Source organism: bacterium (Candidatus Blackallbacteria) CG13_big_fil_rev_8_21_14_2_50_49_14, from assembly GCA_002783405.1.
In the GTDB taxonomy this organism is placed as follows: domain Bacteria; phylum Cyanobacteriota; class Sericytochromatia; order UBA7694; family UBA7694.
Window position 1 is genome coordinate 37,987 of record PFGG01000050.1, and the last position, 25,615, is coordinate 63,601.

Here is a 25,615-nt window from a genome sequence, read left to right on the forward strand (position 1 = left end):
CCTAACCTCCACTCACCGGTGGAATCAAAGCCACCTCATCGTTTGTTTTTAGGGGCGTCGTTAAATCTCTGACATAGCGTTGATTGAGAGCCAGTCGGGTATGTTTCAGATCCTGTTCCAATTCAGGGAATTGCTGTAAAAATGCCTTGAGGCAGGTTTCAAGCGTGGCTTGTTCAGGAAGCTCAAGCTCTATTTGGCCTCTGCCTGTTTTTTCGCGCAATTGGGCAAAGGTTTTGAGGGTAATTTTCATGTATTTGTTTCCTTAAAACTAGTCTTGAGGGCCTCCAGGCCACCGCTTAGGCTCACCGTTTGCAGATAGCCGACATTGCGCAGAATTTGTGCTGCTTGCCGTGAACGGATGCCGCGTTGGCAAAACAGCAAAAGTTCCTGTGATTTTGGGGTGGGCCAGGTGGTGGGGGCAGAGAGGTCAAGCCATTCTGCCCCTGAAAGCTGAGCAGGCAAAGCATCTCCTGGGCTTGGACGCAGATCACAGAGCCGAGCCTGTGGGTGGGCCTTGAGCCAGGCTTCAAGTTCTGAAGTCTGAATTTCACTGACGGGCTGACACAGTTGCTTTAAGCTTTTGAGCGGGGCCGGTTCTGGGCCACAGCCTGGGCATTCGGGGTCTTGGCTGAGCTGAATTTTTTCAAGCTCCAGGTTCATGCCATTCCAGAGCAGCAGTTCTGGTTTGGGGGGGCGCTCAGGCCAAAGCAAATATTTCAAAGCTTCGAGTGCCTGAAATTGGCCGATGATGCCGGGCAAAACCCCCAAAATGCCCCCTTGGTTACAGTCGGGAATGCTGCCAATATCAGGCAGCTCAGGAAAGACACAACGGTAACAGGGCCCAGCGGGGTGAAAGCACGCCACCTGGCCATCAAAGCGGTAGACACTGCCATAAATCCAGGGAATCTGCGCTTCGCGGCAAGCCGCATTGAGCAGGTAACGCAGAGGCAATTGATCGGTTCCATCAATCACCAAATCCCAATCTTCCAGTCTCTGCGAGATATTTTCGGGCCCCAAGGCTTCTGGATAACTGAAAACTTCAATTTCAGGATTCAGGGCGTTTAAGTGGCTTTGGGCCTGCTCGGTTTTGAACTTTCCCAGATCTTGAGGGGTATAGAGTATTTGGCGCTGTAAATTGCTGAGCTGAACCTGATCCGGGTCGATCAGCCCCAAGGAGCCCACTCCGGCAGCCGCCAGATAGAGCGCAGCAGGACAACCCAAGCCCCCTGCGCCGACGATCAGCACCCGCGCATTTTTGAGCCGCAACTGGCCAGTTTCCCCCAGTTCAGGCAGGCTGATCTGGCGACTGTAGCGAATTTTTTCAGCAGGGCTGAGCGTTGACATCAAGCCTTTTACATCCCATTATTCTGAAGTGCTTTCATGATACCGCTGAATGGCGATATTTTTCAGGGCCTGGGGAATTTTTTTGAGTACGGGATCATTTATTAAGCGTTCAGGATCTTTTTCACCGTTGATATTGACGATCATCAGGCGACCAGCCCCCGTCTGTGAACAATTGACGATGTGAAAAAGGGCTTGTGTTCTTTCTGCCCGGAAAATACCTCAGGGGCATGCTGTTTCTTCCCTTACGATTTGATTAAGCGGCCATAAAAATCAGTCAGGGCTTCGGGAAGGAGTTCCGGTCGTGGCAAAATGCGATAGCCTCCTTGCCCCAACATCATGGGCAGATAATTGCGTGCCAGACTTTCAATGGCCAATGCATAAATCTGCACGCGCTTTGAGCGCGCTTCCTGAATGGCCTGGCGCACATCAGCCAGACCGTATTGGCCTTCATAGCGATCGTAATCATTGGGTTTGCCATCCGAGAGCAGTAAAATCCAACGCGAACGGCTCTGTTCTTTTTCAAGCAGACTCGTGGCATGCCGCAGGGCGGGCCCAATCCGGGTATAGCCACGGGGCTCGACTGCCCCGACCCGTGCCGAAGCCTGACCCCAGTTTTCATTGAACGATTTGAGGATCAGGTATTCACACTGATTGCGGGTATGCGAGGCAAAGCCGTCAATCTGAAAGCGGTCTCCCCATTCAGAGAGCAGTTCAGAAAAAAGAATGACTGCTTTTTTTTCGACATCCAGCACCCGCTGACCGCCGGTATAGCCATCACTTGAAAGGCTGAGATCCATCAAGAGAATCAGTGAAACTTCGCGTCTTTTTTTTCGTTGACTGAGATAAATCTTTTCTGAAGGGGTGCGTCCTGCAAAGCGTTCAGCAAAATTCTCGACCAGGGCTTCGTAATCGGGTTCTTCGCCCTGGGTTTGCCGCCTGACAGTCTGCCAGGCATTGAATTGCATGCTGAAGCGTTTGCGCAGATGATTGAGCACCCGACCATGGTCTTGAAGGGTTTGCTGGTAATATTCCAGGTCTTTTTCATGTTGAAAACGGGGATAGACCTTGCACCAGTCACGGCGGTACGCTCGTTTGCGGGTATCCCATTCGTCATAGCTCAGGCAATGCCCCTGCCATCTTGAATCTTCTACATCCGGGACTGAAATTGAAGAAATAAATTCAGCCTGCAGCACCGAATGGGCTGTATCATCACTGCGGGTGAGTTTGCGCAAATCCACTTCCTGAAGCGCATCGGCGTGGGCATCGAGCTCGTCTGAACCATCGGCATCCCGCCAGGTGCCTTGGAACTCTTCAAGGGTTTCGACCTTTTCAAATTGGTGTTGGAGGGTATAGGCCTGCATGGCTTCTTTGTCCATGGCTTCGATTTCGATCTGTTCACGGGCGGGGGCTTGGCGGGAGGTCATTTCCCCCGTATGTCCTTCTGGAAGGTTTTGGGAGGTATGGGCTTGAATTCTATCTGTCGGGTTCTCAGATTCCATCCAATGTCCCCACAGCAGGGCCTGAGCGGCCTCAGTCTCAGCCTGGGAGTTAAGTGTCTGAATCAGCGCTTGAAAGGGCTCTGCCATGCCAGGAAAGCGTTGGTAAAGCTGCTTGAGAATCTGGGGTGAAACTTCTTTTGCTTTTTGACGGGAAAGTTTCAAATCGTGATTCTGCGTATCCTGCCAATTGAGGTTTAATTCGCGTTGAATGCTTAAATAGCAGACCCGAAAGAGATAAAAGAGCAAATTGTCTTCGACGCTTGCCGCAAGACTGACAGAGGCAGGCAGATAGAGGATATTTCCGCGCACTCCGCCCTCCTGCTCGGCCCTGAGTATTTCAACGTGAGCTTCACAGAGCATGCGCGCAATCAGCGTGAGTCGGGTATGGATCTTTTCAAGTTCCAAAACATTGGTTGACGTTTCTGAGCCGGGCTTAAAGCTTGCAAGCCAGTTCCAGGTTTTTTTAAACAGAAGCTGATCCCAATCCATACCCAGCCTCCTTAAAAATACAGAGCGATTAAATCGCGCAGGGCCAGACGGGTATCCGCTTCATCCGTTAAAGGTTCGGCGATCCCGACTTCACAGGAAAGACGGGGCGGTAAGCCATCTGCGATCAAGGCTCCTGCGTCTATCAAGAGGCGGGTAGAAACCGTTTCGGCAAGCCCCCACTCCACAAGTTTTCTTATTTTACCTGCCAATTGAACCAATTTTTGCGCCCGCGCTGTATCCAATCCAGTTTCAGCGATCAGGATTTCAGTTTCAATATCCGCTTTGGGATAATCGAAACTAAGCGCCAAAAATCGCTGGCGGGTAGAGGGTTTAAGCTCCTTGATCCCCCGTTGGTAACCAGGATTGAAGGAGGCAATTAAGATAAAACTCTCAGGTGCTTTGAGGTTTTCGTTGTGCCGCTCGAGAAAAAGTTCACGGCGATGATCCGTCAGCGAATGAAGCACGACCAGGGTATCCGGGCGTGCTTCTGCAATTTCATCCAGATAGAGAATCGCGCCTTCGCGCACAGCCCGTGTTAAGGGGCCGTCCTGCCAGACGGTTTCTGCTCCCTGAATCAAATAACGGCCCAATAAATCGACTGCTGAGGTCTCTTCATGGCAGGAAACCGTGATCAGTTTTTGATTCAAACGGGCCGCCATGTATTCCACAAAGCGAGATTTGCCTGACCCCGTAGGGCCTTTGAGCAGCAGCGGCAGACGTCGCCGCCAGGCATGCTCAAAGATCTGTATTTCCTGTCCGATCGGGCGATAATAGGGCAAGTCAATGCTTTGCATGGGCTCAAGCTGGCTGAACAAGTGCGTTGACATCTTCGATTTCCTCCTCTGAGGGGCTTCTGCCAGCTTCTACTGAAGGCAGACCGTATTGGATAAAGGTCCAAATAAACAGAATGATGCCCGCTGTAAATAAGCTTGCTGCCAGAAGCAGGCCGATAAAATGTACCTGAAGCTCTTTTTGCACCAGCAAAAATTCGAGGCCCATTTTACGTTCCAGATAGACCTGGGTGACCCCAGCGACCGCAAATGCGCCAGTCATGCCCACCATGCCAATATTTGAAAGCCAAAAAGCCAGCATGCCGCTCATGGAGTTCCACAGTTTGCGGCCTGTGAGTTCAGGCAGGGCATAGGTCGTAATCGCCATCACGATCATGGCATAGGCTCCCCAAAAGGCCATATGGCCGTGCATGGCGGTGACCAGGGTGCCATGGGTATACATATTGACTTGGGGCAAGGTATGGGCAAACCCGAGAAAGCCTGCGCCGACAAAAGACATAATCGCGCAGCCAATCGTCCAATAGAGTGAAATTTTATTGGGATGTGAGCGACCAGAGCGACGGTACATGCTGATGGCAAAGAGCGCCATGCCCAAAAAGGCAAGGGGCTCAAGTGCTGAGAAGATGCCGCCGACAATCAGCCAGTATTTGGGGGTGCCGATATAGTAATAATGGTGACCGGTGCCGAGAATGCCAGATAAAAAGGTAAGGCCCACGATGATATAGAGCCATTTTTCAATTACTTCACGATCTACGCCTGTCAGTTTGATCAACAGATAGGCCAAAATCGAGCCCATGATCAATTCCCAGACGCCTTCTACCCAAAGGTGAACGACCCACCAACGAAAGAACGAATCCATGGTTTGGCTGTCAAAGTAAATCATGCCGGGCAAATAGAGCAAGGCCGCAGAAAACAGACCCATAAAGAGCACAATGCCTGTGGTACTGTATTTTTTGCCTTTTAAGACCGTCATGCCGATATTAAATATAAACATCAAGACATTCACCACCACCAGATAATCCAGCGGACGGGGAATTTCGAGGAATTTACGGCCTTCCCACCAATTCAAGTGAAAGCCAATAATGGCGACCACGCCAACAACGATCAGCGATAGCAATTGCACATAGGCCATTTTAACCGAGAAAATTTCCCTGCCCGCTTCATCAGGAATGATATAGTGGGCCGCGCCCATAAAGCCGCAGAGCAGCCAAACTACCAGCAAATTGGTATGGGTGGCACGGGCGGCATTGAAGGGGATCCAGTCATGCAGTCCATCCATGCCAATCCGGGCAAAGCCCATAATGAATCCGTAGACGATTTGTAAGCTGAAAAGCAACATACAGGTTGCAAAGAACCAATAGGCCACCTTTTGTGATTGGTATTTCATAATCTTTCCTTTCTAGCTGCCTGCTTCTGATTTGAGATCAGGTTTGGGAGGGAATCCATTCAGATCCATTTCGCCGATCCATTTAAAAAAGGCAATTAAATCATCGGTTTCTTCGGGTGTGAAATGGTATTTCACCATTTTGCGCTGACCGGGATACATGGCCTGGGGATCTTTTAGAAAGGCTTTGATCCAGTCGGGGCCTCTTCTTTCAATGACTTTGGTTAATTCAGGGGCATAATAGGCCCCTTCGCCTAATAGGGTATGGCAGCCCATGCAGTTGTTTTTATCAAAGAGGTGTTTTCCCCGTTTGACAGCGTCGCTGATATTGGCTGCGTGGGTCTGTTCTGGTACTTTTCCGATCGAATCTACCGTCAGGTAGAGAAACACACAGGAAAAAACCAGGGTTCCGCTGAGAAAAAACAGCCGGGCCTGGGATTTTGAGAGCATATGGGTTCTCCTTTCAGAGATTGTCTATGATATTCAAGCTTAGGAATAAATGGCTGGATCGTCTTTGCGCTGGCACAAAGAGCGCCCCGGATCGACGGGCTAAGATATGAAAGTGAAACTTCCTGGAGGAAATCAATATGAAAAAAACATTTACTTTACTTGCACTCAGTCTGTTCATCGCACCTCTGATTTCACCCTTGGCAGCAGAAAGCCGACCCGCGATAAAAAACCTGCGCTATGAAGAAGATTGGTCAGCTCTCAAGCAAAACCAGGATTCAGCTGATTTTTGGGATACCCTGAAGTATCTTCCCTTGAACGAAAGTGGAGACATTTACTTATCCCTGGGGGGTTCCTGGAGGGTACGCGGAGAGGGCTGGACAGGTTATGATTTTAAACCCGATCAAAATGCTGTCTTTGCGCTGAACCAACTGCGCTTGAACGCTGATTTTCATGCCACAGATTTTTTCAGACTTTATCTTGAAACCTTGAGTGCATTGGGAACCCCCCGCAATCTTCCAGGCGGAATTGCCAACAACCAACCTGCAGGCTTAAGAGGTATTGATCTTGATTCAATAGATTTACAAAACGCTTTTTTTGATTTGAAATATGCCTGGGACCCCACAAGCTATATCCTGCTGCGCCCAGGCCGTCAGGAAATGGATTTTGGCAAACAACGCCTGATCAGTTCACTGGTTTGGGTCAATACCCGGCGCACCTTTGACGCCGTCAGTCTGATTGGACAGGTGGGAGGCTGGAACTTGAGAGGTGTTTATGCCCAATGGGTAAAAACCCAAGCCTGGAATTTTAATTTGAGTGACGCAGGCACCTCTTTTTATGGCTTGTATTCGAGTGGCCCACTGTTTGACGGTTGGAATTCTGACCTGTATTGGTTGGGGCTTCACAAAACCAGTACGGCTTATCAGGGGGTGACGGGTCAGGAAGAACGTCAAACCTTGGGCCTGCGTTTGAATGGTAAATTACCTTTTGGTATTGAAACTGATGCAGAAGGAGCCTATCAGTTTGGATCTTTTGCAGATCAGAGCATTGCTGCGGGATTTGGGGCTGTTGATCTGAGCTATCCCCTGGATTTGCCCTGGAAGCCCCAAGTGGGTTTGGGTTTGAATTATGCAAGCGGGGATAGCAGCCGTTCAGATAAAAGCCTGAATACCTTCAATCAACTCTTTCCCTTGGGCCATGCCTATTATGGCTTAATGGATCAATTGGGCCGACAGAATGCGATCGATCTGCGTGGCAGTCTCAACGTCAAACCCTGTCCAGAATTAAGCCTGGCTTTGGATGGGCATGGTTTCTGGCGAGTCAGCAATCAGGATGATGTGTATTCTGTAGCTGGAACGGTGGCACGAAAGGCAGCTTCGGTTCAAGATAATTATCTGGGCTTTGAAGCAGATTTAACAGCTACCTGGAAATGGGACAGCCATTTCTCTACCTTGGCTGGTGTGAATCTGTTTGTACCTGGCAGTTTCTATCAAGAGGGGGGAACCTCTGCTTTACAAACCTTCAGCTATTTACAGACCCAATACAGTTTCTAAATTCTTCGTTTGTTGCCATACCGGGCCTCTGCCAGAGAACAGAGGCCTTTTTTTATGGTTTTGGAGGGATAGACTCACGTACAGAACGGGGAAGTTTACTCAGCACCAGCAAGTACGAATGTTCAATCTGCTTGAAAATTTCTATATCAGGCAAATCAGAATCAAAACTTACCGTATTCCAATGACGTTTGTTCATATGCCAACCGGGTGCCACGGCTTCATAGTTTTCCCGCAAGAGTTCAGCCAGTTTGGGCTCAGATTTGAGATTGACCCGCAAGGGCATGACGTCAGGTCTGCACAGGGCAAACATTTTCCCCGCCACTTTAAAAACACATACTTCTGGGCCAAAGGGAAAGGTTTCTTCTGCCGCAGGCAAGGACAGGCAAAATGCCTTTAATTCTGAAAACTGCATGGTTAAATTGCCTGCGTGGATTTTTGGGCATGGACCCAAATCCAATCAATCTTTTCAACGGGATCAACTTGCAGAGTTTGTAAATGAATCAGTTCAAGTCCTGATAGTTTTAGAAGGTTATGAATTTCCTCTGGGGTCCAGCTGACATGAGGTTCATAGGTTGAAAGTGCAGCATCAAAAGTACCTGAAGGTGAATGCATAAACTGGCAGAGGATTTGTCCCTCAGGTGCGAGTTTTTCTGCAAAACCTTGTATATATTCTGTGACCAAATGTTTGGTAAGGTGTTGAAAAACGGTATAAGAGAAAACGAGATCAATGCCCGAGGGAACTTTCTGCTGCCATTCTTCAGCCAAGACGGGCTCGAAATTGTGAATTCCCGCTGAAACTAAGTTTTGTCGGGCGCGCTCAAGCAGGGGTTTACTGACATCTATACCCCAAATTTTTCCAACCAAGGGTGCAATGAGTTTTGATTCTCGACCGTATCCACAGCCAATAACAGCAACCTGCATATTGGTATTCAGGGGGCAAAAATTTTGAATAAACTCTGCTTCATTGCCGTGATCAATCAGGCCCTGCTCTGCCTGATAATGGGGATGATGATCAAAATATCCCTGTTCCTGCATTTCCTTCCAATGATTCAGATTGCTTTGTTCAGCATAGTGAAAGGCTTTTAATTTGTTTGAAATTTCGGTATGTTTGGTTTCAAAGTAGTGGTCTCCAGGAAACCTGGATTTACCTGCTTCGCAGAGCTGCTGGGTAAACTCTAATAAACCTAACTGCTCTGCAAAGCTGATAAATTTAAGTAAGACCTCATTGCAAAGTATATCGTCGAAATAGAGTGTGTTGACAGCCGCTAAAAATTGAGGTTGGGCTTCATTGTAATTTTGTAAGTAGGTATAGCCCAAAGCCAGGTAGTAATGTATTAAGCCTTTGGATTTGAGATCAAGTTCAGGTTTTAAGCTGGCCTGATGTAATTTTTCAACAGTATCAGCTATATTTTTCTGGGTGTTTAGGTTCTCATGTGACCAAATCAAAAGCGATTGAATGCTGTTCATATTGTTTCCAGGAAATTTTTGCAGTCTATAAATTTTAGCATAGCGATTTATATCCTCAACTTATTAAAAACTTGAAACCAAGTATAACTTTATTCGATTTTTGCGCTGGCACAAAGACAGCAGGGATTTTAGACAGGATAATCCCACTATTACCAATGCAATTCTGTGAAACAAGGGAAACGAATCATGCTGAATGAACTTGATCAGAAAAAATTATTCCATCCCACAAATTCTGAAAATCAGCGTCAGCTGTATCCGTTTTTAGAAAATTTGCCGGGGGGTGGATTGATTTGGATTGTATTTTGGTTGGAAATTCTGACTTTTGCTTTGTTTTTTCTAGTCTTTGCTTGGATAGGCAGAACAGATCGAACCGTCTTTATCGAGGGGCAAAAGCTATTGCATCCTTTACTGGCGACTTTGAATACAGTGGTCTTGCTTACGGGCAGCTGGTGGGTGGCCCGTGCCGTTTTCTTAGCGCGCAGTCCTGAAAAGATCTCCGCTTGGTTATATGCCACAGGCTTGTCTGGCTTTCTTTTTATCCTGATCAAATCTTGGGAATACACTCAGATTTTTAAACAGGGGATTTCGCTTTCGAGCAGTATCTTTTGGTTTTTTTATTTGTTTTTAACACTCTTACACCTGGCGCATGTTGCGCTCGGTGGGGTGATTTTTATCTGGCTTGGTTGGAAATCCAGCAGCGAAAGATTGCAGACAGAGACCCTTGAAGCTGCAGCAATCTACTGGCATATGGTCGATATTATTTGGTTGATCTTATTTCCTTTGATCTATTTTACGCGTTGAGGTATCACTATGAATTTTACTCACAGGGAATCATCTCTCAACCTTCAAGTGGTTTGGGGAGTTCTCCTTCCTTTAACGCTGGGAAGTTATTTATTTGCAGAAAAAATGAATTCTGTAAGTACTGTAAATGCGATTGTACTTCTGCTTGCTTTAGTTAAAATTTGGATGATTCTTTCTGAATTTATGGAGTTGCGCAGAAGAAGTTCAGGAATATTAGTCTTTACGTTTGGTTTCTTTCTTGTGATGGTCACAAGTTTGATACTGTTGCGATTGAACTAAATTCCTGAACTTTGAAGATTGAATCTTTCGTGTTTAGAGTTTTCCGGCTTGTTTGAGCAGGAGCATCTTAAAGCGAGCCGGTGCCTTGACCGAATGCGGAACCCCCGCTGGTAAAGTAAAACCTTCTCCAGCTTTCATCACAATCGCTTTGTCTTCCAGCATCAGAATGCCTTCGCCTTCAATGACCTGTATATATGCTGAGAAAGGCACACTGTGGCCCTTCAGGCCCTGGCCTGCATCAAAGGCAAAGAGGATCAGCTCATATTGTGGCGTTGAGAACAAGATTTTTTTTGCGGGTTTTTCAGGATTGTATTCAATCTGGGCTTGTATAGATTCAGCATGGGCTTGTGACTGAGTTTCAGCCAAAGCCATGCCCGTGCTCAAGCTCAAAGCCAAGAACATAGCACTCAGGAGAGAGATTCGTTTAAAACTTTTCATGGTATCGATTTCCTTTTCTTATGAATGATTTTTTGAGAATTCAGAATTTTTGGCCTGGCTCAGTGTGAGTATTCCCAGCCAAGCTACTGATAGGGTCATACTCAGCGCGCCGATTACCACAAAAAGTGGGGGAAAATGCCAGAGCACTTCCATGAGAATGCCAATCGGCATCAGCAGTCCCAGCAAAGCCAGCACAGAAATTGTTCGGGCCTGTTTGGTCGGGTAGGGCAATCGCATCAGGAGATACCCCATTACCAGATTGAGAAAAGCCAGTAAGTTGCCATGTACATGGGCCAATTTAGCCTCAAAGTGGGGGCCCGTGGCTGAAGCTGCAATCCAGGCTTCTTTGCCGGGGGCAAAGTCGCGCAGATAAATCAGCAGGAAGCCATAGGCCATGAAGCCCGCCAGGGCCAAGAGGCCAATTCCAAGATTGGCATGTCCGGGAGGACAGAGATGTTTTTTTAGAGACATGTAGAAAACCTCCTTTAGAGGGTGACTGAGTTTAAAAAGATTTCCAGATTTATTTCCAATTGAATCTCCAGGGTATGGGGGGCAAAAAAGAGCCCTTCCGATACCTGGTTGAGAAAGAGTGAGCCAAAGAGTTGTGTCATGAGTAAACGGGACAGAGCATCTGGTGGTAAATCAGCTCTTATTTCACCACTATCTTGCCATTGTGTGAAACATGTACCAAGTTCTTCTCGGGCTTGCAATAAAACTTGTTTGAGCCAAGCCTGTTTGAGATCGGGCTCTACTTCACTTTCAAGCAGTACAATTTTGAGCAAGGGAAAAATCTGACTGAATTGGTTTGCCCGTATTTGAACAAATTTCTGTAAAACCTGCCGGGGTGAGCCTTGCTGAAAGTCTGATGCGTTTAAGTCTTGCGCTATATTCGGATCTAAAAGAGAAATTAGAATATCCCGTTTGCTGGCAAAATGTCTGAAAATCGCCCCTTCGGTAATCCCTACCTGAGCTGCCAGCTTGCGTGTAGAAGTTCCATGGTAGCCGTGGTGGGTAAAGAGCTCGCGTGCTGCAGCTAAGATGCGCTGACGGGTGGAAGTGATTTCAGACATGTTGCTCCCATGTAAGTAAATGATTACTTACATCCTAGATCAGAATCTGAATAAATTCAAGCCAGATCCTGAAAATAAAAGTGATAATTAAATAAAAGGGTGATCTCAATGAAACGCAGTGAAGAACTGGCTCCCCTGTCTCGAGAGCATCTAACGGCTTTGATCCTGGTGTATTGTCTCAAACATGGCCGATCTTCGAACCCGCGCTATCCTTGGCCGGAGGATCCTCTGCGTCAAGGCGCAAAGGCACTGCAAATGTGGCAGGATGAGTTGCATTGGCATTTTGAAGCCGAAGAGCAATTTTTGTTTGCTCCTTTTGAAGCGCAACTCTCTCCTGAATTGCAACGGATCAGTCAGGAATTGCTCAACGAGCATACCCAAATCCGCAAACTCATTTTGGGGCTTGCCAATCAGTCTGAAACCGAGACTGTTAGGGCTTTGATGCAGCTTGGAATTTTGCTCGAAGCCCATATCAAAAAAGAGGAAAAGGTCTATTTCGCGGGATTAGAATCTGAACTGCCAGAGGCTGCCAGAGTCCAGGCTGGGCAAGCGATTTTGGACTTTTATGCCCAACGGGAACCCTTTGTCTGTATTTTTACCGGCGAAAAACGCACTTTGCGCTTCTGAAGCGTACCTTGCGCCAGCGCAAAGATGGCTTTGATTGCATCCTTTATGCTTAATAAAAATTGCGAGGATGGATATCATGCACATGTTGGAGAGCAAGGTGAGTGATCTTTTGCAGGAGGACCCCCGTCGAGCAGCTATTTTTGAAAAATATGCCATTGATTATTGCACTTGCAATCATCTTACCTTGGCTGAGGTTTGTCAAGAAAAACAGCTTGATCCTGCTAATTTACTCAGATCTCTTTCTGAAAAAGCTGATGACAAGGTCGATACATTTGTCTCCATTCAAATCACTGCCTTGGCAAATGATATCGTCAATCGCCACCATCAATATGCCCGTGAACAGGGAACGTGGATTTTGTCACTTTTGGATAAGGTTTGCCGAGTGCACGGCCAGAGAGAATCCCGCCTGACAGCTATCCAAGCGGTTTTTCGGGAAATGAATCAAGATCTACTTCTGCATATGCAAAAAGAAGAGCAGGTACTTTTTCCCATTTGCAAAGAATTGGAACAGGCTCAGGCAGAATTTGAAATGCACTGTTGCGCCTTGGAAAATCCTATTCAGGTCATGCAATACGATCACGATCTTGCCAGTGAGCAGTTGAAACAATTGCAAAGCCTGAGCGATCAGTATACGCCTCCAGAATGGGCTTGTAACTCTATGCTTGCCTTGTATCAGGCATTAAAAGACTACCACTCTGATCTGGAGGTACATATGCACCTTGAAAATAATATACTCTTTCCTGCAGCCTTGCGCAAAGAAGCACTGTTGATGGGCTCTGCCGATCCTTTTCAAGAAGAGCGGCCCTCATCAGGTTTTGAGGGCGGACTGAGCGCCTTCAGGCCAAAAACGGAATAGGCGTCTAAAGGTTTGGTCTGTCCGGCATAAGGCAAGATAAATTGCTCAATAAATTCGGCATCTTCCCCGCAGATACAGCTCTCATGTTTTTCTGAAAACCAAGGACTTTGAAGGATTTCAGAGCGCATTTGAGAGAGAGGTTTTTCAGAAATCCTGCCCAGACTGTATTGCAGAAAATTACAGGGCAGGCATTCTCCATTGGCACTGATGCTCATAAAATTAGTTGCTGCAGGACAGTTGGGAGATGATAGGCTCCCATAGATATCGCGATGAATGAGTTTTTGTCCATTGCTGAGAGTTGGAGAGTCATGAAAGAGTTTCTCGATAAATGCGCTATCTTCGAGGCGCATTAAAAGATCCGTTTGTGCATCCCATTTCCCCACAGGTTCTGCAATTTGAATATGAAAGCGAATATCTTTTTTAAGGGTAAAATCATATAGCATCTGAAACCCTTCAGAATAGAGCGAAGTGCGTGTAACAACTGTCGAAATTCCACAGAGAAGACCGGCCTTCAGGGTGTCTTCAATGGCTTGTAAAACCCTTTGGTGTGATCCTTTCCCACGAATTTTATCGTGTTCTTCAGGAATGCCTGAATCCAGACTGTAGGTAATTTTGTCAATCTGCAGGTCTTTTAACCAGTCTATTCTTTCTGCAGTCATGGCCCAGCCATTACTGATCAGGTTGAGGTAAGTGGATTCTGGGTGTGCGTAGCCAATCAGTGCTTCCAGCCTTTGTGGATCGAGAATTGGCTCGCCACCTTGAAAAATATAATGAAAAACACCCATTTCAAAGGCTTCATCGCAGAGACGTTTGTAAACTGTCAAATCAATTGGTTTTGATTTGACAAAGGTTTCAGCATAGCAATACGAACATTTAAGATTGCAGATTGGAGTAATATCAAGGGCCAGGGTTCTCAGTTGACCCGGTCGATGTGCCGCCTGTCGGGCATGGAGCAAAGGCTTTTGTTCATACATGGCTTCAATTCCTTATTTGTGAAAACATGAAGAAAGGCACCCCCTTGGAGTGCCTTGGCTCTTTTCGTAACTATTTCTTGACAGAACGAATAAAAGCAACCAAATCTTTCAGCTGTTTATCACTGAGAGAAGCATAACCTGGCATAGGGGCTTTTCCTTTTTTGATAAAGGCTGCAATTTGTGCATCCGAGGAACCATAGAGAAATTTACCCTTGCTAAAATCCCGAGGAGCGGGTTTTAAGCTTTTGCCAGCCACGCCATCCCCTTTTCCTGCTGCACCATGACACATCGCACATTGGGCGGTATAAAGTGCTTTACCGGCTTTTGCATCGCCACCGGCAGCCTGGGCTTTCAGGCCCGAAGCTGCTGCACTGAGCAAGACCAGGAGCAGCGTGAATATTGCGTATTTTTTCATATTGTTTTCCTTTCGCGAATCAATAGGATCACTGAAAATTCTGAATCTCAAGATCTTTGCTTTCAGTCATCACTTGGTATCCTAAACTTTGAAATTATCGGCGTCTTTGATTCAGCGCAAACAAACTCTTCTGCTCTTTGATCTTCCGCAAAGTTGAGCCTTGAGAGTGCTGTTAGAATCCCTGCAGATACAAAGATTTTCATGCTGTAAAGAAATTGATGATTTGAAAGGACGAGAAAAATGCGGAAACACATTCACTCTAAAATTTTTGGAAGCTTACTTTTAACAACGGCTTTGGGAACTGGCTTGCTTGGAATTCCAAACACTGCCCAAGCCCAGGAAACATCTTACCAGCTCGCAAACGCAGCCCTGGCAAACTTGCCTGTTGAAAATGCAATTCTGACAACCCCCCCGATGGTTCCTCCTGCGATTAAGCGCAAAACGCCTGCCAAGGTGATTGTCGAACTTGAAGTTCAGGAATTTATTGGCAATCTCGCAGATGGCGTTCAGTATAATTTCTGGTCTTTTGGGGGCAGTGTTCCAGGTAAATTTATTCGGGTACGCGAAGGGGATAGGGTGGAGTTCCACCTTAAAAACCACCCCGATAATAAATCCCCGCATAATATTGATTTGCATGCCGTCACAGGCCCAGGTGGGGGGGCAAAAGCGACGATGACGGCTCCAGGGCATGAAACCCAGTTCACCTTTCAAGCCTTGAATCCCGGCCTGTATATCTACCACTGTGCAGCCCCCCCCGTGCCCATGCATATTGCCAATGGAATGTACGGTTTGATTTTGGTCGAGCCCAAAGAAGGCCTGAAACCTGTGGATAAGGAATACTATGTGGTTCAGGGTGATTTTTATACCAAAGGGAATTTTGGCGAACCTGGTTTGCAGCCCTTTGATATGCAGCGGGGGATTGATGAACACCCCAGCTATGTACTGTTTAATGGCTCTGTCGGTTCAATGGTGGGTGAAAAAGCAATAACCGCTAAAAAAGGTGAAACTGTCCGCCTTTTTGTCGGCAATGGAGGCCCGAATCTGATCAGTTCCTTTCACGTGATTGGTGAGATCTTTGATCTGGTCTATACAGAAGGGGGATCCCTTGCAAATAAAAATGTGCAGACAACCTTGGTTCCTGCCGGAGGATCTGCAATTGTTGAGTTTAAAGTTGATGTTCCTGGGAATTTTATTCTGGTAGACCACTCGATTTTCAGAACCTTTAATAAAGGCACTTTGGGGATTCTCAATGTTTCAGGCGATGCCCAAGCCGATGTCTTTACAGGACAACAATCGGACAAGGTCTATCAGGCCCAGCCTATGCATAAACCCGTGGCAACCACTCCTGCCACACCTCCCGATCAAAAGCTGATGGAGACCGGTAAAAATCTCTTCGTTGCCAACTGTTCTGCCTGCCACCAGACCGATGGGGCGGGAATGCCTGGGGTATTCCCCCCGCTGGCGAAGTCAGATTATCTGATGGCCGATAAGGCCAGAAGTATTGGCATTGCCCTCAAGGGCCACAGCGGCCAACTTTTGGTTAATGGAAAAACCTATGATGGCGTTATGCCCGCCATGACCCATTTGAATGATGATCAGCTTGCTTCTATTCTGACGTATATCCGGAACAGCTGGGGCAATAAAGGCGATGCTGTAACCCCTGCTGAAGTAAAAGCTGTCAGAGCACAGCAGAAATAGAGGTTTTTTTATGTTCCGGCAGGTAAACAGATTGGTTTTTCAGGCTGTTTTAATCGGAGGGTTGGGGCTGCTCTTGCAAGCCGCTCAGGCGCCTGTTGAAATGGTCAAGGTGCCTGCTGGAGTGTTTACGCCTCAATTTTCTCCGCGTCCGGGCCAGAAAGACTTTCAGGTGAAGTCTTTCTGGTTGGATGCCCGCCCTGTGAACCGAGCAGAATTTCTGGAATTTGTCAGAAAATATCCACAGTGGCGTCGCAGTCAGGTTCCCCCCCTGTTTCAAGAAGGCAATTACCTGGCTGATTGGCAGGGCGATCTGAGCTTGCCCTTGCCCAGTCAGGAAGTCAAGCAACCTGAGCTTCAAGCGGTGACAGGGGTTTCCTGGATGGCGGCCCGTGCCTACTGCGATGCGCAGAAAAAACGCCTGCCCAAGCTTTTGGAATGGGAATATGCCGCCGATGAAACAGATCCTGAAAAACTCAGTTGGTACAGCTTGGTAGGGATAGGAATTCCTGTGCAAGCTGGGGTGGCTGCCCCCAATCAGAAAGGAATTTATGACCTTCACCACATGTATGAATGGGTTGATGATTTTAATCAGGTGATCATGACTAATGACAGCCGCGAAGGAGCAGAAAAAGACAACCAGCTCTTTTGTGGCAACAGTGGTTCGGCCACCGATCGCATGAATTATGCAGCTTTTACCCGCTATGCCTTTTGGAGTTCCTTACATCCTTCTTATACCCTTAAAAATTTAGGTTTTCGCTGTGCGCGAGACCTTTGAACCAGGAGCAAGATTATGAAGAAAATATTTTTACTGGGCTTGGTTTGCCTTTTGACTGCCATGCCAGCTTTGGCAGAAGATCACTCTCACCATCACCCTACCAGTCTGCAGGGAGAAAAGCCCACAGGAAAGTCCCTCTATTGGTTAGGCGGTCAGTGGAAGACCCATCAAAATCAAAAGCTTGAACTCAAGTCTTTGAAAGGCAAACCTGTTGTTTTGGCGATGCTTTACACTTCCTGCAAGGCAGTTTGTCCTTTGATTTTAGAAGATGTTAAAGCGATTGAAAAAGGTTTAGCATCTGCTGATAGAGCGAAAACCCAATTTGTGATTGTCAGTTTTGATCCCGAGAGAGATACTCCTTCTGTATTGGCTGATTATGCTCAAAAACACGGCATAAGGGCTTCGAATTGGAAATTTTTACACGGAACCTCAAAACATGTTTCAGAACTGGGGGCACTTTTGGGGGTTCGATTTCAGCCCAATGCCCAAGGGGATTTTATCCATTCCAACCAAATTACCTTGCTCAATGTTGAGGGTGAGGTGGCCTACCAACGTCCTGATTTGAAGGAGCCGCTGACGATTATTCTTGAAAAATTAAAGGCCAATCTGCCTGTATCCCATCCACATCAACATTGAGGTCTTGGCGATGAAAACAGAAGGCTTTCGCAAACAGCACGCAGAAATATTGACTTTGGTTCACCATTTAAAAGCTGATCTCAAAAATTTGAATCCGAGTCTTCATTTTCAAACTTTCAGAAATCAGATCACCCATTTACTTGGAAAAGTTCAAGTGCACCTGACCATGGAAGACCATGTACTCTATCCCATTCTCATGCAAAGTAGGTCTCAAGATCTGTCTTCACTGGCACAGGATTATCAAACCGAAATGGGCGGAATAAAACGTGGCTTGATAAATTTTACACAGGAGTGGACCGCTGAAAAAATGAGGGAGGAGCCTGAAGGTTTTGGTCGTGCTGGCTTCACATTGCTTGCTGAACTTGAAACCCGAATTGAAAGGGAGAATGAGCAACTTTATACACAGTATGATGCCCTTTAAAGCATTGCTTCGAGCAGGCCACCGCCCAAAAGACGGCCCTCAGCATCGTAGATAACAGTAGATTGGCCCTGTCCTACCCGCATTTGCGCTTCGATCAGTTCGACCTTTGCTTTTTGTTCGGGCAAACAGCTGAGTTTTCCTGCGACAGGTTTGGCGCGTGAAGAGAGTTTATAAAAAGCTTCAAGTTCACCCGCTGGTTCAGGGATTGAAACCCAATTGACAGAATTTAGAAGCAGTTGGTTTGAGAGATTCTGTTCACGGGTTGCCACCATCACTCTGTTTTTTTCTGGTTCTACCGCCATCACGAATTGACGCTCAGGGCTTCCTCCGCCCAGACCTTTGCGTTGACCCGGCGTATAAAATACGCGACCCGTATGTTTGCCAATCACCTCACCTGACTGATTGACAATTTCACCCGGTTCACAGGCTTCTGGCGCATTCTGTCGCCAAAAATCTTCAGAGGTGGGCACGACAAAACAAAGATCCTGACTGTCTGGCTTTGCTGCCAATTCCTGCAGGCCCATTTCTGCAGCCAAGCTTCTCACTTCAGATTTCATCAAATTCCCGAGCGGAAAGACCGAACGGGCGAGTTGTTCCTGGGAAAGTTGCCAAAGCATATAGCTCTGATCTTTGCCGGGATCCGCCGCTTGAAAGACTTCCCAACGCTGGCTTTCCGGGTTCAGGCTCAAGCGTGCATAATGCCCTGAGGCCAGCGCCTCTACTTCTGGGTCGCGACGAATCACCTGATCCCAGAGCAGGCCAAATTTAAAATATTTATTGCAATGTACACAGGGGTTGGGGGTTTGTCCCTGGGTGCGCCCCAGAATAAAGGGTTTGACGATTTTCGATCTGAAATCATCAAGGGCCTCAATCAGATAGTGTTTGATGCCCATCTGGTGGCAAACCACTTTGGCGCGTTCTACATCTTCAAAGGAACAACATAAACTGCCCCGCCAGAGTGCGAGGGTGACCCCAATCACATCGTGTCCTTGAGCCTTTAAAAGCCCAGCGGCAACTGTGCTGTCGACACCGCCGCTCATACCGATTGCTATTTTTGCCATTTTTCTATTCCTTCATACCTGCGCCAGTGCTTTTAGGCGCACAAGATCCTGAATGGTTAACTGTTCCCGCCCTGAGCAGACAATGCCTTTGCTTTCCCAGGCACTCAAAATCCGGCTGATGGTATAGAGGGTGGAGCCTACCATTTCTGCAAGATCCTGACGGGAAAGGGGCATGTCCAGGAGCAGCCCTTTGTCTGTTTCGAGCGCGTTTGTCTCAAGCAAGCGCAGCAAGGCATGGGCCAGCCGCTGCTCAACGGGTTCTGTTGCCAGCTCCAGATAGCGATCTTGCAACTCATGGGTGCGTTTTACCATAATTTGAAAGGCATTGATCGCCAATTGGGGAAAACGGCCCATCAGTTTGAGAATATCTTGATGTGAAAGCGCAAGGGCTTCGCAATTTTTGGTAGCTTGGGCAGAACCGGGGTATTCGCCTGCAGAGAGGGCGGCGACACAGCCAAAAATTTCAATCGGATTGACCATGCGCATCACCACCTGTTGCCCTTCAGGGGTGAGTTGCAAAACCTTGACCTGACCTTCGAGCAGGATATAGACATGTTGTGCGGGTGTACCCTGGTGAAAAAAATAACTGTCTGGATCAAAGCGGGTGGGAATGGCATAGGCCAAAACCTCTTCAAGGTCTCCTTCTGGCAGGCCTATAAACAAAGGGGTCTGCGAAACCTGAGTCAAAATGGGTTCACGTGCGATATGGGGGGGCAAGGCTTTCATGGCATGACTGTCTTTTTTTGAATGATAAAGCCAGTATACTGTTTTTTTTAACAGATTGAGAATGATTTCCGTGCTTTTCTTGAACAGAAGGATCCTGGCTTGGGGCAGAATTATCCTGGCTTTCCATCCAGGCGGGGCCGTATCAAAACGGGAATATATTGAAAGCATAAAAGACCAAAGGCCAAGCTCCAAAAAATTCCGGCTGCCAGTACCCAATCAGTGCTTTGATTGGGAAGCCAGGCAGGCAAAATTCTCAGCAATGCTGCCAGATTGACACAGAGATAACCTGAGACAATGGCCTTTGAAGCTTGAATCGGGCGCCCGGTATGCCCCAATGAAACACGTGAAACCATGGCATAGATCATCACCCCGATTGCACCCACTGTCCAGGCATGGGTCGCGCTGCTGGTAGGGAGCAGCCCAAGCTGACTGAAAGCTTGAAAGAAAAAGCCCACAATCAGCCAAAAATAACCGATGAACAAAATACTCAAGATCGGGATTTTTCTGGTTTGCCAGGGGTTCCAAACGATCCAGCGCAGGAGATGCAAGCTTCCTGCCGAGAGTGCAAGAATAGCCAGGAAAATAGGCGCTATTGGCAGGATTTGTAAAACCGCATAGGCCAGAGTCAGGCCCAAAACCCAGCGATCTAAACCCTCCCAACGGCGTACCTGAGCTGAAGGAAGTGCTTTTTCTGTGAAAAAGGGCAGCACCCTGCCTGAAATGACGGTGATCATGGCGACGATAATGCCGATTGCGAAATGCAGCGCGGGAATCCCCAGACCCCTGGCGAGCCCTGCTGCATCCAAACAAGTGAGTAAATCTGCACCTGTCATCAGGCCCAAGAGCAGCCAAAATACGCGGTTTTTTCCTTTGAGGTTGGGCAATAGCAAATAGCTGAGGTCAACCCAAAAACAGAGTTCAGCAAGCAATGACAGGAGCGGTGATTGTTTACTCAGAATCAAAATTCTGGCCAGCAGCCAGAAAAAAATCAAGCTTTGCAATTTGAAGCCTGAGGTGCCCTTGTTTCCACTCCAATTGGCACTGGCGGTGAGTAAAAAACCTGCAATAATTGCGCCAGAGAAACCAAAAACCATTTCATGGCCATGCCAGAGGGTGGGGGGCCAAGCGCTGAGCGGTTGGATCAGACCTGAGATTTGGAATATCCAGAGACTCATGAGCAGCAGTGCTGCGCCCATGCCTGCAAGAAAAAGGGGGCGGAATCCAAGGCCCCACAGGCCATAATGCTCAAGAATTTTGGGGCTTTCCTGCTGTTTTAATTTTATATTTAAGTCCATTGCTTATCCGACTTTCGAATCATTGTTTATATGAATTTTAAGCTTTAAATAGATTTTGAAGATTGCGCCAGCGCAAAGAAGCTTGGGTGGATACTCTGAGATAATAAGCCTATTCCGATGTATGAAAAATTTCAGAAATAAAATATGATGCATGCCTGATTCCCGTTTGTTTGCAACTGGCTTAAAACTGCTCTTTGGATTAGGGGGAGTAACCCTATTGCTGGGGTTGATTTCAGGTTTTTTGAGGTTGGAATGGTTTGCCTTTGCCGGTGCTGAGCGCCTTCAATACCATGGGGTTTGGATGATTTGTGGATTTTTGGGTACTTTGATTGGCCTTGAAAGAGCCATTCACTCTGAATTTAAAGCTGCTGTTCTCATACCGCTTTTGGCGGTATTGGGATCCGCACTGCTTATTTTTCAATCCCCATTTACAGCGGCTCTTATGTATGGGCTTTCCTGTCTCATGCATCTTGTGATTTATTGTCAGAAACAAAAATACTTTTTTCCTTCCAGTTTACTCAATCTCTTGGCGCTTTTGGCTTGGGCTGGGGGGATTATCTTGTGGCTGTCAGGCAGATCCTTTCGCTTGATTGGGATCATTTGGGTGCTCTTTCCCCTTTTGACGATTCTTCCCGAACGTTGGAACTTTCAAACCAAGCAAAAGTCCTGGTCTGACGTGATCTTTTTAAGCTTTGCTCTGAACCTTGGCCTTTTCTGGCCTTTACTTCTGTTTTTCCCAGACTTGATTTTGCGTCTGCAAGGTCTAAGTCTCTGTGGTTTGGGGATCTGTTTGTGGCTGAAGGATGCAGATTTGAAATCTAGTAAACAGAATTCCTGGAACATCTACTTTGCTCTCAATTTGAGCTTTGCCTATTTTTGGTTGATTTTCAGCGGTTTTGTCTTGGTTTCTCAAGGCGCTTATCTGCTTCAAAATGCCAGTTTTGATGGTTATTTACATGGGATTTTTTTGGGTTTTGTAATGGGCATGATCTTTTCACATTTCCCGAAAGTAATACGTTTAATTTTGAACCAGGAGTTTTCATTTCATCCAATTTTCTATTTGCCCTGGAGTTTGCTCCAGTTGGGGCTTTTGCTGCGTTTTAGTCTGATCTTTCAGACTGAAATTGTCTTTTGGAAATGGGGGGGAAGCATCAATCTCTTGGCAATTGTTTTATTTTTCGGCTTGGTTATTGCAAAATTGGGCTTGGATCGTTTTTCATCCCTGAAAGGGGAGGAAATCGGTGTTGAGTGAGGAGTATCTGTCTTCAGAATGGGATTGGGCCTGTTTTTGGCGCTCAATACAGGCCTGGCTGATCAATCTTCCTTCAGACTCTCCCAGATTGGAGCAGGAAGGAACGGTCTATCTCAAGGATTTATCTCCCCGGCTTGAAGGCTTGCTTCGACTCTTGACTGGTGAGGCTTTGTGTTTGATCGGGGTTGCCGACGAGGGGGGCTGGTGTGAACCTGCTTGTTTTTTGCCCTCTCAGTTTAGCCAAGGTAAAACCCTGCTTCAAAATCTTCAATTTTATTTGTATCGAATCCTCTATCTCTCTGTCCAGCGAGATTTAAATCTGAATTGGCAGGTGAATGGCAATTTTCAGGTGAGCACCTCGAGAATCTGTGCGCGCAATTTCTCTTCACAGGTATTAGCTCAAATTTATCTGCGCTTTCCAGGTTCTGAACTCTGGATTCCGCAGCTCTTGCAAACTTTTCGTCAGCGAGCCCTCTTTGAACACGAGCTTGCCTATTTGTGGGGACGCTGGATTTCTCCTGCAAAAACGAAGCTCAGCAAGACACAATCCAGGCGTGAAGCTTCAATGCGATTTTCACCCTCCGAACTTTATCATTTTCGCTTAAAAAGTGCCCATGAGGTGCATTTTTTCTATACACATTATTTAAATTAGTTTGCAAAATTAATTTCATAAATTGATCAAGATCAAGTTTAGTTCCTCAGTTTATTGTTCCAGCTCAAATAACTATTGATCAATTCCTTATATTCTTAAATGTACAGAATCAAAGGAAATCGAGGAATCCACTATGAAACGAAGCTATAAATTGAGTCTCTTCATCGCCAGTCTTGGACTGGTGAGTGCGTTTTTACTGGGGTGCCCAGCTTCTCAGACCTCTGAAAATAAAACTGAAACCACGACCAGCGCTGCACCTGCCGATGTGCCTCTTGCCGAAGCGGGGGCAGATGGCAAAGGCATTGGGCCTGTCAAAACAGTTGAATTGACGGCTTTGGATACTGCGCTGGTGGCAGAAGGTCAGAAAACGTTTGAGTCGAAATGCGCGTCCTGTCATAAATTTGAAGCCAAATATGTGGGGCCAGCCTTGAAAGGAGTCACTGAAAGACGCAAGCCAGAATGGATCATGAATATGATCCTGAATTCAACCGAAATGGTTCAAAAAGATCCTGAAGCCAAAAAGCTGTTTGCGACCTTTATGATGGCCATGCCCAACCAGAATATGGACGAAAAATCAGCTCGCGCTGTCTTGGAATATTTCCGCAGTATGGATGAAAAGAAATAAGCATTGAGGAGAAAATTATGAAAAGTACGCGAAAATTATTGAAACCTTTGTCCCTAACGCTGACCACTGCTCTGGTCATTGTGGTGGGCTGTGTAACAGGACAAAAGCAGTCCGAAAAACCAGCAGCTGGATTAACTTCCAGTTCAGATGCGGCTGCGAAAGTCTATGTGGAACCGGGGAAACATGACGAGCTGTATGCCTTTATGTCAGGGGGCTTCAGCGGACAAGTCGGTGTCTATGGCTTGCCCTCAGGACGCTTGCTCAAAGTGATTCCTGTGTTTTCACAAAACCCTGAAAATGGCTATGGCTATTCAGAAGAAAGTAAACCCCTGCTTACGACAACCCATGGCTTTATTCCCTGGGGCGATGCGCATCACCCCAAGCTTTCGCAAACAGCGGGAGAACAGGATGGCCGCTGGTTGTTTATCAACGAAAACAATACTCCACGTGTGGCCCGTATTGATCTTTCAACCTTTAAAACAGTAGAAACGCTTGAAATTCCAAATTCAGCGGGGAATCACGCCTCGCCCTATATTACCGAAAATACTGAATATGTCATGGCCTCAACCCGTTTCAGTGTGCCGATTGGGGACGGTGATGTACCGATTGACAGCTACAAACAAAATTTCAAAGCAACGACCAGTTTTATCAAAGTAGACAAGGACACAGGTAAAATGGCGATCGCCTTCCAAATCCTTTTGCCTGGCTACGACTATGATTTGAGCCATGCAGGCAAAGGCCCCTCTCATGGTTGGTCGTTTCTCACGACCTACAATACTGAACAGGCCAACTCGCTCAAAGAAGCCAACGCCAGTCAAAATGACAAAGACTTTATTTTGGCGATTAATTGGAAAAAAGCTGAAGAATATATGGCCCAAGGAAAATTCAAAGAAATTTCGGGCAAGCATTTTCACAACCATTTAAATGAAGCGACCCATACTGCCAGTTCAGAGACCGTCGAGAAAGTAAAAGTGCTCGACCCCACTGAATTGCCAGGCCTCGCCTATTATATTCCCTGCCCCAAATCACCTCACGGGGTTGATGTGGACCCCACAGGTGAGTATATTGTCGGCGGTGGGAAATTGGCGGCAGTGATTCCCGTTTTCTCTTTCTCGAAAATGATCAAAGCGATTGAAAGCAAAGCCTTTGATGGGGAATCTGGCAAAATACCTGTGCTGAAATATGATTCAGTCTTGGCCGGAGAGGTCAAAGAGCCGGGTCTGGGGCCTCTGCACACTGAATTTGACGGCGATGGCAATGCCTATACTTCCATGTTTGTTTCTTCTGAAATTACCAAATGGAAAGTCGCAACCCAAGAGGTGATTGACCGTACGCCTGCTTATTATTCAATTGGCCATTTGATGATTCCTGGGGGCGATACCCGCAAACCCTATGGCAAATATGTCGTGGCTTTGAATAAAATCACCAAGGATCGCTACTTGCCCACAGGCCCTGAACTGACCCAGTCTGCTCAGCTGATCGATATCACGGGTCAGAAAATGAATCTTTTGTTGGATTTCCCAACCATTGGAGAACCCCACTATGCGCAAGCCATGCCGGCTGCAAAAATTGTCGAACGCCAGAAAAAGATTTATAAGCTTGAAGACAACCAACACCCTTACGCGATTAAATCTGAAAAAGAGACCAAAATCGAGCGCAAAGGCAACGAAGTGCATGTCCGCATGAGTACGATTCGTTCTCACTTTTCTCCCGATAATATTGAAGGGATCAAAGAGGGGGATACGGTTTTCTTCCATATCACCAATCTGGAACAGGATTGGGATGTGCCGCACGGATTCTCGGTCATGGGCAATGAAAATGCCGAATTGCTGATCATGCCAGGTGAAACCATGACGGCCACCTGGAAACCCAAGAAGAAGGGCATGTACCCCTTCTACTGTACAGATTTCTGTTCGGCACTTCACCAGGAAATGCAGGGGTATATCCGCGTTTCAGATAAAAATGCAAATCTGCCCCTCAAGTTTAGCTTGAGTGCCCCTCCCGGCACGAATTAGACTCTTGATTTAAGCAAAGAAGGCG

General features: G+C 46.9%; 29 protein-coding genes. 13 read left to right on the forward strand and 16 right to left on the reverse strand.

Annotated elements, in window-relative coordinates:
* Position 1: 1 nt before the first annotated feature.
* The 6 genes from moaD to COW20_12065 all read right to left on the reverse strand — a co-directional run bounded on the left by moaD (position 2) and on the right by COW20_12065 (position 5,957).
* Positions 2 to 250, reverse strand: coding sequence for a molybdopterin converting factor subunit 1 (gene moaD / locus COW20_12040; GenBank protein PIW47611.1), 249 nt, complete (start codon positions 248 to 250; stop codon positions 2 to 4).
* On the reverse strand, positions 247 to 1,344 hold the full coding sequence (locus COW20_12045; protein PIW47612.1) for a molybdenum cofactor biosynthesis protein MoeB: 1,098 nt from the start codon (positions 1,342 to 1,344) through the stop codon (positions 247 to 249). The genes moaD and COW20_12045 overlap by 4 nt, the downstream gene beginning before the upstream one ends.
* A 242-nt stretch (positions 1,345 to 1,586) precedes the next feature.
* On the reverse strand, positions 1,587 to 3,332 hold the full coding sequence (locus COW20_12050) for a hypothetical protein (GenBank protein ID PIW47613.1): 1,746 nt from the start codon (positions 3,330 to 3,332) through the stop codon (positions 1,587 to 1,589).
* An 11-nt stretch (positions 3,333 to 3,343) separates the two neighbouring features.
* Positions 3,344 to 4,126, reverse strand: coding sequence for an AAA family ATPase (locus COW20_12055; protein PIW47658.1), 783 nt, complete (start codon positions 4,124 to 4,126; stop codon positions 3,344 to 3,346).
* 4 nt (positions 4,127 to 4,130) lie between these two features.
* Positions 4,131 to 5,510 carry a nitric-oxide reductase large subunit gene (locus COW20_12060; GenBank protein PIW47614.1) on the reverse strand — a complete coding sequence of 460 codons (1,380 nt, stop codon included), beginning with the start codon at positions 5,508 to 5,510 and terminating at the stop codon, positions 4,131 to 4,133.
* Between the two features lie 12 nt (positions 5,511 to 5,522).
* Complete coding sequence (locus tag COW20_12065; protein ID PIW47615.1) at positions 5,523 to 5,957, reverse strand: nitric oxide reductase; 435 nt, start codon at positions 5,955 to 5,957, stop codon at positions 5,523 to 5,525.
* 137 nt (positions 5,958 to 6,094) lie between these two features.
* Between COW20_12065 and COW20_12070 the strand changes: the two genes are divergently transcribed.
* Positions 6,095 to 7,507, forward strand: a complete 1,413-nt coding sequence (locus tag COW20_12070) for a hypothetical protein (GenBank protein ID PIW47616.1) — start codon at positions 6,095 to 6,097, stop codon at positions 7,505 to 7,507.
* Positions 7,508 to 7,559: 52 nt separating this feature from the next.
* On the opposite strand, the gene COW20_12075 is transcribed toward COW20_12070, so the two are convergent.
* On the reverse strand, positions 7,560 to 7,919 hold the full coding sequence (locus tag COW20_12075) for a DNA-binding protein (protein PIW47617.1): 360 nt from the start codon (positions 7,917 to 7,919) through the stop codon (positions 7,560 to 7,562).
* Positions 7,920 to 7,921: 2 nt separating this feature from the next.
* Positions 7,922 to 8,974, reverse strand: a complete 1,053-nt coding sequence (locus COW20_12080; GenBank protein PIW47618.1) for a hypothetical protein — start codon at positions 8,972 to 8,974, stop codon at positions 7,922 to 7,924.
* A 186-nt stretch (positions 8,975 to 9,160) separates the two neighbouring features.
* Between COW20_12080 and COW20_12085 the strand changes: the two genes are divergently transcribed.
* Together COW20_12085 and COW20_12090 are read left to right on the forward strand one after the other, a co-directional pair.
* Positions 9,161 to 9,775 carry a hypothetical protein gene (locus COW20_12085; GenBank protein ID PIW47619.1) on the forward strand — a complete coding sequence of 205 codons (615 nt, stop codon included), beginning with the start codon at positions 9,161 to 9,163 and terminating at the stop codon, positions 9,773 to 9,775.
* A gap of 9 nt (positions 9,776 to 9,784) precedes the next feature.
* Positions 9,785 to 10,054, forward strand: coding sequence for a hypothetical protein (locus COW20_12090; protein PIW47620.1), 270 nt, complete (start codon positions 9,785 to 9,787; stop codon positions 10,052 to 10,054).
* Positions 10,055 to 10,087: 33 nt separating this feature from the next.
* Here the strand turns inward: COW20_12090 and COW20_12095 are convergent, their stop codons facing one another.
* The 3 genes from COW20_12095 to COW20_12105 all read right to left on the reverse strand — a co-directional run bounded on the left by COW20_12095 (position 10,088) and on the right by COW20_12105 (position 11,562).
* Positions 10,088 to 10,492, reverse strand: coding sequence for a cupin domain-containing protein (locus COW20_12095; GenBank protein ID PIW47621.1), 405 nt, complete (start codon positions 10,490 to 10,492; stop codon positions 10,088 to 10,090).
* An 18-nt stretch (positions 10,493 to 10,510) separates the two neighbouring features.
* A complete protein-coding gene (locus tag COW20_12100) occupies positions 10,511 to 10,888 on the reverse strand; it encodes a hypothetical protein (protein PIW47659.1) in 378 nt (125 codons plus the stop codon).
* An 89-nt stretch (positions 10,889 to 10,977) separates the two neighbouring features.
* Positions 10,978 to 11,562 (reverse strand): hypothetical protein, encoded by a 585-nt coding sequence (locus tag COW20_12105; GenBank protein PIW47622.1) that lies wholly within the window; start codon positions 11,560 to 11,562, stop codon positions 10,978 to 10,980.
* A 108-nt stretch (positions 11,563 to 11,670) separates the two neighbouring features.
* On the opposite strand from COW20_12105, the gene COW20_12110 reads away from it, so the two are divergent.
* Complete coding sequence (locus tag COW20_12110) at positions 11,671 to 12,189, forward strand: hypothetical protein (GenBank protein ID PIW47623.1); 519 nt, start codon at positions 11,671 to 11,673, stop codon at positions 12,187 to 12,189.
* Between the two features lie 67 nt (positions 12,190 to 12,256).
* Positions 12,257 to 13,045 carry a hypothetical protein gene (locus COW20_12115; protein ID PIW47624.1) on the forward strand — a complete coding sequence of 263 codons (789 nt, stop codon included), beginning with the start codon at positions 12,257 to 12,259 and terminating at the stop codon, positions 13,043 to 13,045.
* Here COW20_12115 and COW20_12120 read toward each other — a convergent pair.
* Together COW20_12120 and COW20_12125 are read right to left on the reverse strand one after the other, a co-directional pair.
* The gene (locus tag COW20_12120) at positions 12,979 to 14,019 is read right to left on the reverse strand and encodes a hypothetical protein (protein PIW47625.1); all 1,041 of its coding nucleotides are present in this window, start codon (positions 14,017 to 14,019) and stop codon (positions 12,979 to 12,981) included. The genes COW20_12115 and COW20_12120 overlap by 67 nt on opposite strands.
* 70 nt (positions 14,020 to 14,089) lie before the next feature.
* Positions 14,090 to 14,434: a hypothetical protein gene (locus COW20_12125; protein ID PIW47626.1), complete on the reverse strand. Its 345-nt coding sequence runs from the start codon at positions 14,432 to 14,434 to the stop codon at positions 14,090 to 14,092.
* A gap of 240 nt (positions 14,435 to 14,674) precedes the next feature.
* Here COW20_12125 and nirK point away from each other — a divergent pair, with 240 nt between their 5' ends.
* From nirK to COW20_12145, 4 genes are read left to right on the forward strand one after another with little or no spacing between them, the layout of a single operon-like run.
* Complete coding sequence (nirK, locus tag COW20_12130; protein ID PIW47627.1) at positions 14,675 to 16,132, forward strand: nitrite reductase, copper-containing; 1,458 nt, start codon at positions 14,675 to 14,677, stop codon at positions 16,130 to 16,132.
* 10 nt (positions 16,133 to 16,142) lie between these two features.
* Positions 16,143 to 16,907: a hypothetical protein gene (locus tag COW20_12135; protein PIW47628.1), complete on the forward strand. Its 765-nt coding sequence runs from the start codon at positions 16,143 to 16,145 to the stop codon at positions 16,905 to 16,907.
* 15 nt (positions 16,908 to 16,922) lie between these two features.
* On the forward strand, positions 16,923 to 17,543 hold the full coding sequence (locus COW20_12140) for a hypothetical protein (GenBank protein PIW47629.1): 621 nt from the start codon (positions 16,923 to 16,925) through the stop codon (positions 17,541 to 17,543).
* A 10-nt stretch (positions 17,544 to 17,553) separates the two neighbouring features.
* Positions 17,554 to 17,964 carry a hypothetical protein gene (locus COW20_12145; protein ID PIW47630.1) on the forward strand — a complete coding sequence of 137 codons (411 nt, stop codon included), beginning with the start codon at positions 17,554 to 17,556 and terminating at the stop codon, positions 17,962 to 17,964.
* Here the strand turns inward: COW20_12145 and COW20_12150 are convergent.
* From COW20_12150 to COW20_12160, 3 genes are read right to left on the reverse strand one after another with little or no spacing between them, the layout of a single operon-like run.
* A complete protein-coding gene (locus COW20_12150) occupies positions 17,961 to 19,025 on the reverse strand; it encodes a tRNA 2-thiouridine(34) synthase MnmA (GenBank protein ID PIW47631.1) in 1,065 nt (354 codons plus the stop codon). The genes COW20_12145 and COW20_12150 overlap by 4 nt on opposite strands.
* A 12-nt stretch (positions 19,026 to 19,037) precedes the next feature.
* Positions 19,038 to 19,919 carry a Crp/Fnr family transcriptional regulator gene (locus COW20_12155; protein PIW47632.1) on the reverse strand — a complete coding sequence of 294 codons (882 nt, stop codon included), beginning with the start codon at positions 19,917 to 19,919 and terminating at the stop codon, positions 19,038 to 19,040.
* Entirely contained in the window at positions 19,862 to 21,046 is a 1,185-nt protein-coding gene (locus COW20_12160) for an NnrS family protein (GenBank protein ID PIW47633.1), read from the reverse strand. The genes COW20_12155 and COW20_12160 overlap by 58 nt, the downstream gene beginning before the upstream one ends.
* A 151-nt stretch (positions 21,047 to 21,197) precedes the next feature.
* Between COW20_12160 and COW20_12165 the strand changes: the two genes are divergently transcribed.
* From COW20_12165 to COW20_12180, 4 genes are all read left to right on the forward strand, one after another.
* Positions 21,198 to 22,298, forward strand: coding sequence for a hypothetical protein (locus tag COW20_12165; protein ID PIW47634.1), 1,101 nt, complete (start codon positions 21,198 to 21,200; stop codon positions 22,296 to 22,298).
* Complete coding sequence (locus tag COW20_12170) at positions 22,291 to 22,950, forward strand: hypothetical protein (GenBank protein PIW47635.1); 660 nt, start codon at positions 22,291 to 22,293, stop codon at positions 22,948 to 22,950. The genes COW20_12165 and COW20_12170 overlap by 8 nt, the downstream gene beginning before the upstream one ends.
* A gap of 133 nt (positions 22,951 to 23,083) precedes the next feature.
* Positions 23,084 to 23,575 (forward strand): cytochrome C, encoded by a 492-nt coding sequence (locus tag COW20_12175; GenBank protein PIW47636.1) that lies wholly within the window; start codon positions 23,084 to 23,086, stop codon positions 23,573 to 23,575.
* Between the two features lie 17 nt (positions 23,576 to 23,592).
* Complete coding sequence (locus COW20_12180; GenBank protein ID PIW47637.1) at positions 23,593 to 25,590, forward strand: nitrous oxide reductase; 1,998 nt, start codon at positions 23,593 to 23,595, stop codon at positions 25,588 to 25,590.
* Positions 25,591 to 25,615: the final 25 nt, after the last annotated feature.

Coding starts and splice junctions, on each gene's coding strand:
- COW20_12180 (PIW47637.1), top strand. CDS start 23,593: ATGAAAAGTACGCGAAAATTATTGAAACCTTTGTCCCTAACGCTGACC.
- COW20_12055 (PIW47658.1), bottom strand. CDS start 4,126: ATGCAAAGCATTGACTTGCCCTATTATCGCCCGATCGGACAGGAAATA.
- COW20_12065 (PIW47615.1), bottom strand. CDS start 5,957: ATGCTCTCAAAATCCCAGGCCCGGCTGTTTTTTCTCAGCGGAACCCTG.
- COW20_12045 (PIW47612.1), bottom strand. CDS start 1,344: ATGTCAACGCTCAGCCCTGCTGAAAAAATTCGCTACAGTCGCCAGATC.
- COW20_12175 (PIW47636.1), top strand. CDS start 23,084: ATGAAACGAAGCTATAAATTGAGTCTCTTCATCGCCAGTCTTGGACTG.
- COW20_12145 (PIW47630.1), top strand. CDS start 17,554: ATGAAAACAGAAGGCTTTCGCAAACAGCACGCAGAAATATTGACTTTG.
- COW20_12060 (PIW47614.1), bottom strand. CDS start 5,510: ATGAAATACCAATCACAAAAGGTGGCCTATTGGTTCTTTGCAACCTGT.
- COW20_12085 (PIW47619.1), top strand. CDS start 9,161: ATGCTGAATGAACTTGATCAGAAAAAATTATTCCATCCCACAAATTCT.
- COW20_12100 (PIW47659.1), bottom strand. CDS start 10,888: ATGGCCTATGGCTTCCTGCTGATTTATCTGCGCGACTTTGCCCCCGGC.
- COW20_12115 (PIW47624.1), top strand. CDS start 12,257: ATGGATATCATGCACATGTTGGAGAGCAAGGTGAGTGATCTTTTGCAG.
- COW20_12075 (PIW47617.1), bottom strand. CDS start 7,919: ATGCAGTTTTCAGAATTAAAGGCATTTTGCCTGTCCTTGCCTGCGGCA.
- COW20_12090 (PIW47620.1), top strand. CDS start 9,785: ATGAATTTTACTCACAGGGAATCATCTCTCAACCTTCAAGTGGTTTGG.
- moaD (PIW47611.1), bottom strand. CDS start 250: ATGAAAATTACCCTCAAAACCTTTGCCCAATTGCGCGAAAAAACAGGC.
- COW20_12050 (PIW47613.1), bottom strand. CDS start 3,332: ATGGATTGGGATCAGCTTCTGTTTAAAAAAACCTGGAACTGGCTTGCA.
- COW20_12110 (PIW47623.1), top strand. CDS start 11,671: ATGAAACGCAGTGAAGAACTGGCTCCCCTGTCTCGAGAGCATCTAACG.
- COW20_12140 (PIW47629.1), top strand. CDS start 16,923: ATGAAGAAAATATTTTTACTGGGCTTGGTTTGCCTTTTGACTGCCATG.
- nirK (PIW47627.1), top strand. CDS start 14,675: ATGCGGAAACACATTCACTCTAAAATTTTTGGAAGCTTACTTTTAACA.
- COW20_12155 (PIW47632.1), bottom strand. CDS start 19,919: ATGCTTTCAATATATTCCCGTTTTGATACGGCCCCGCCTGGATGGAAA.
- COW20_12070 (PIW47616.1), top strand. CDS start 6,095: ATGAAAAAAACATTTACTTTACTTGCACTCAGTCTGTTCATCGCACCT.
- COW20_12160 (PIW47633.1), bottom strand. CDS start 21,046: ATGGACTTAAATATAAAATTAAAACAGCAGGAAAGCCCCAAAATTCTT.
- COW20_12125 (PIW47626.1), bottom strand. CDS start 14,434: ATGAAAAAATACGCAATATTCACGCTGCTCCTGGTCTTGCTCAGTGCA.
- COW20_12095 (PIW47621.1), bottom strand. CDS start 10,492: ATGAAAAGTTTTAAACGAATCTCTCTCCTGAGTGCTATGTTCTTGGCT.
- COW20_12120 (PIW47625.1), bottom strand. CDS start 14,019: ATGTATGAACAAAAGCCTTTGCTCCATGCCCGACAGGCGGCACATCGA.
- COW20_12105 (PIW47622.1), bottom strand. CDS start 11,562: ATGTCTGAAATCACTTCCACCCGTCAGCGCATCTTAGCTGCAGCACGC.
- COW20_12080 (PIW47618.1), bottom strand. CDS start 8,974: ATGAACAGCATTCAATCGCTTTTGATTTGGTCACATGAGAACCTAAAC.
- COW20_12135 (PIW47628.1), top strand. CDS start 16,143: ATGTTCCGGCAGGTAAACAGATTGGTTTTTCAGGCTGTTTTAATCGGA.
- COW20_12165 (PIW47634.1), top strand. CDS start 21,198: ATGCCTGATTCCCGTTTGTTTGCAACTGGCTTAAAACTGCTCTTTGGA.
- COW20_12150 (PIW47631.1), bottom strand. CDS start 19,025: ATGGCAAAAATAGCAATCGGTATGAGCGGCGGTGTCGACAGCACAGTT.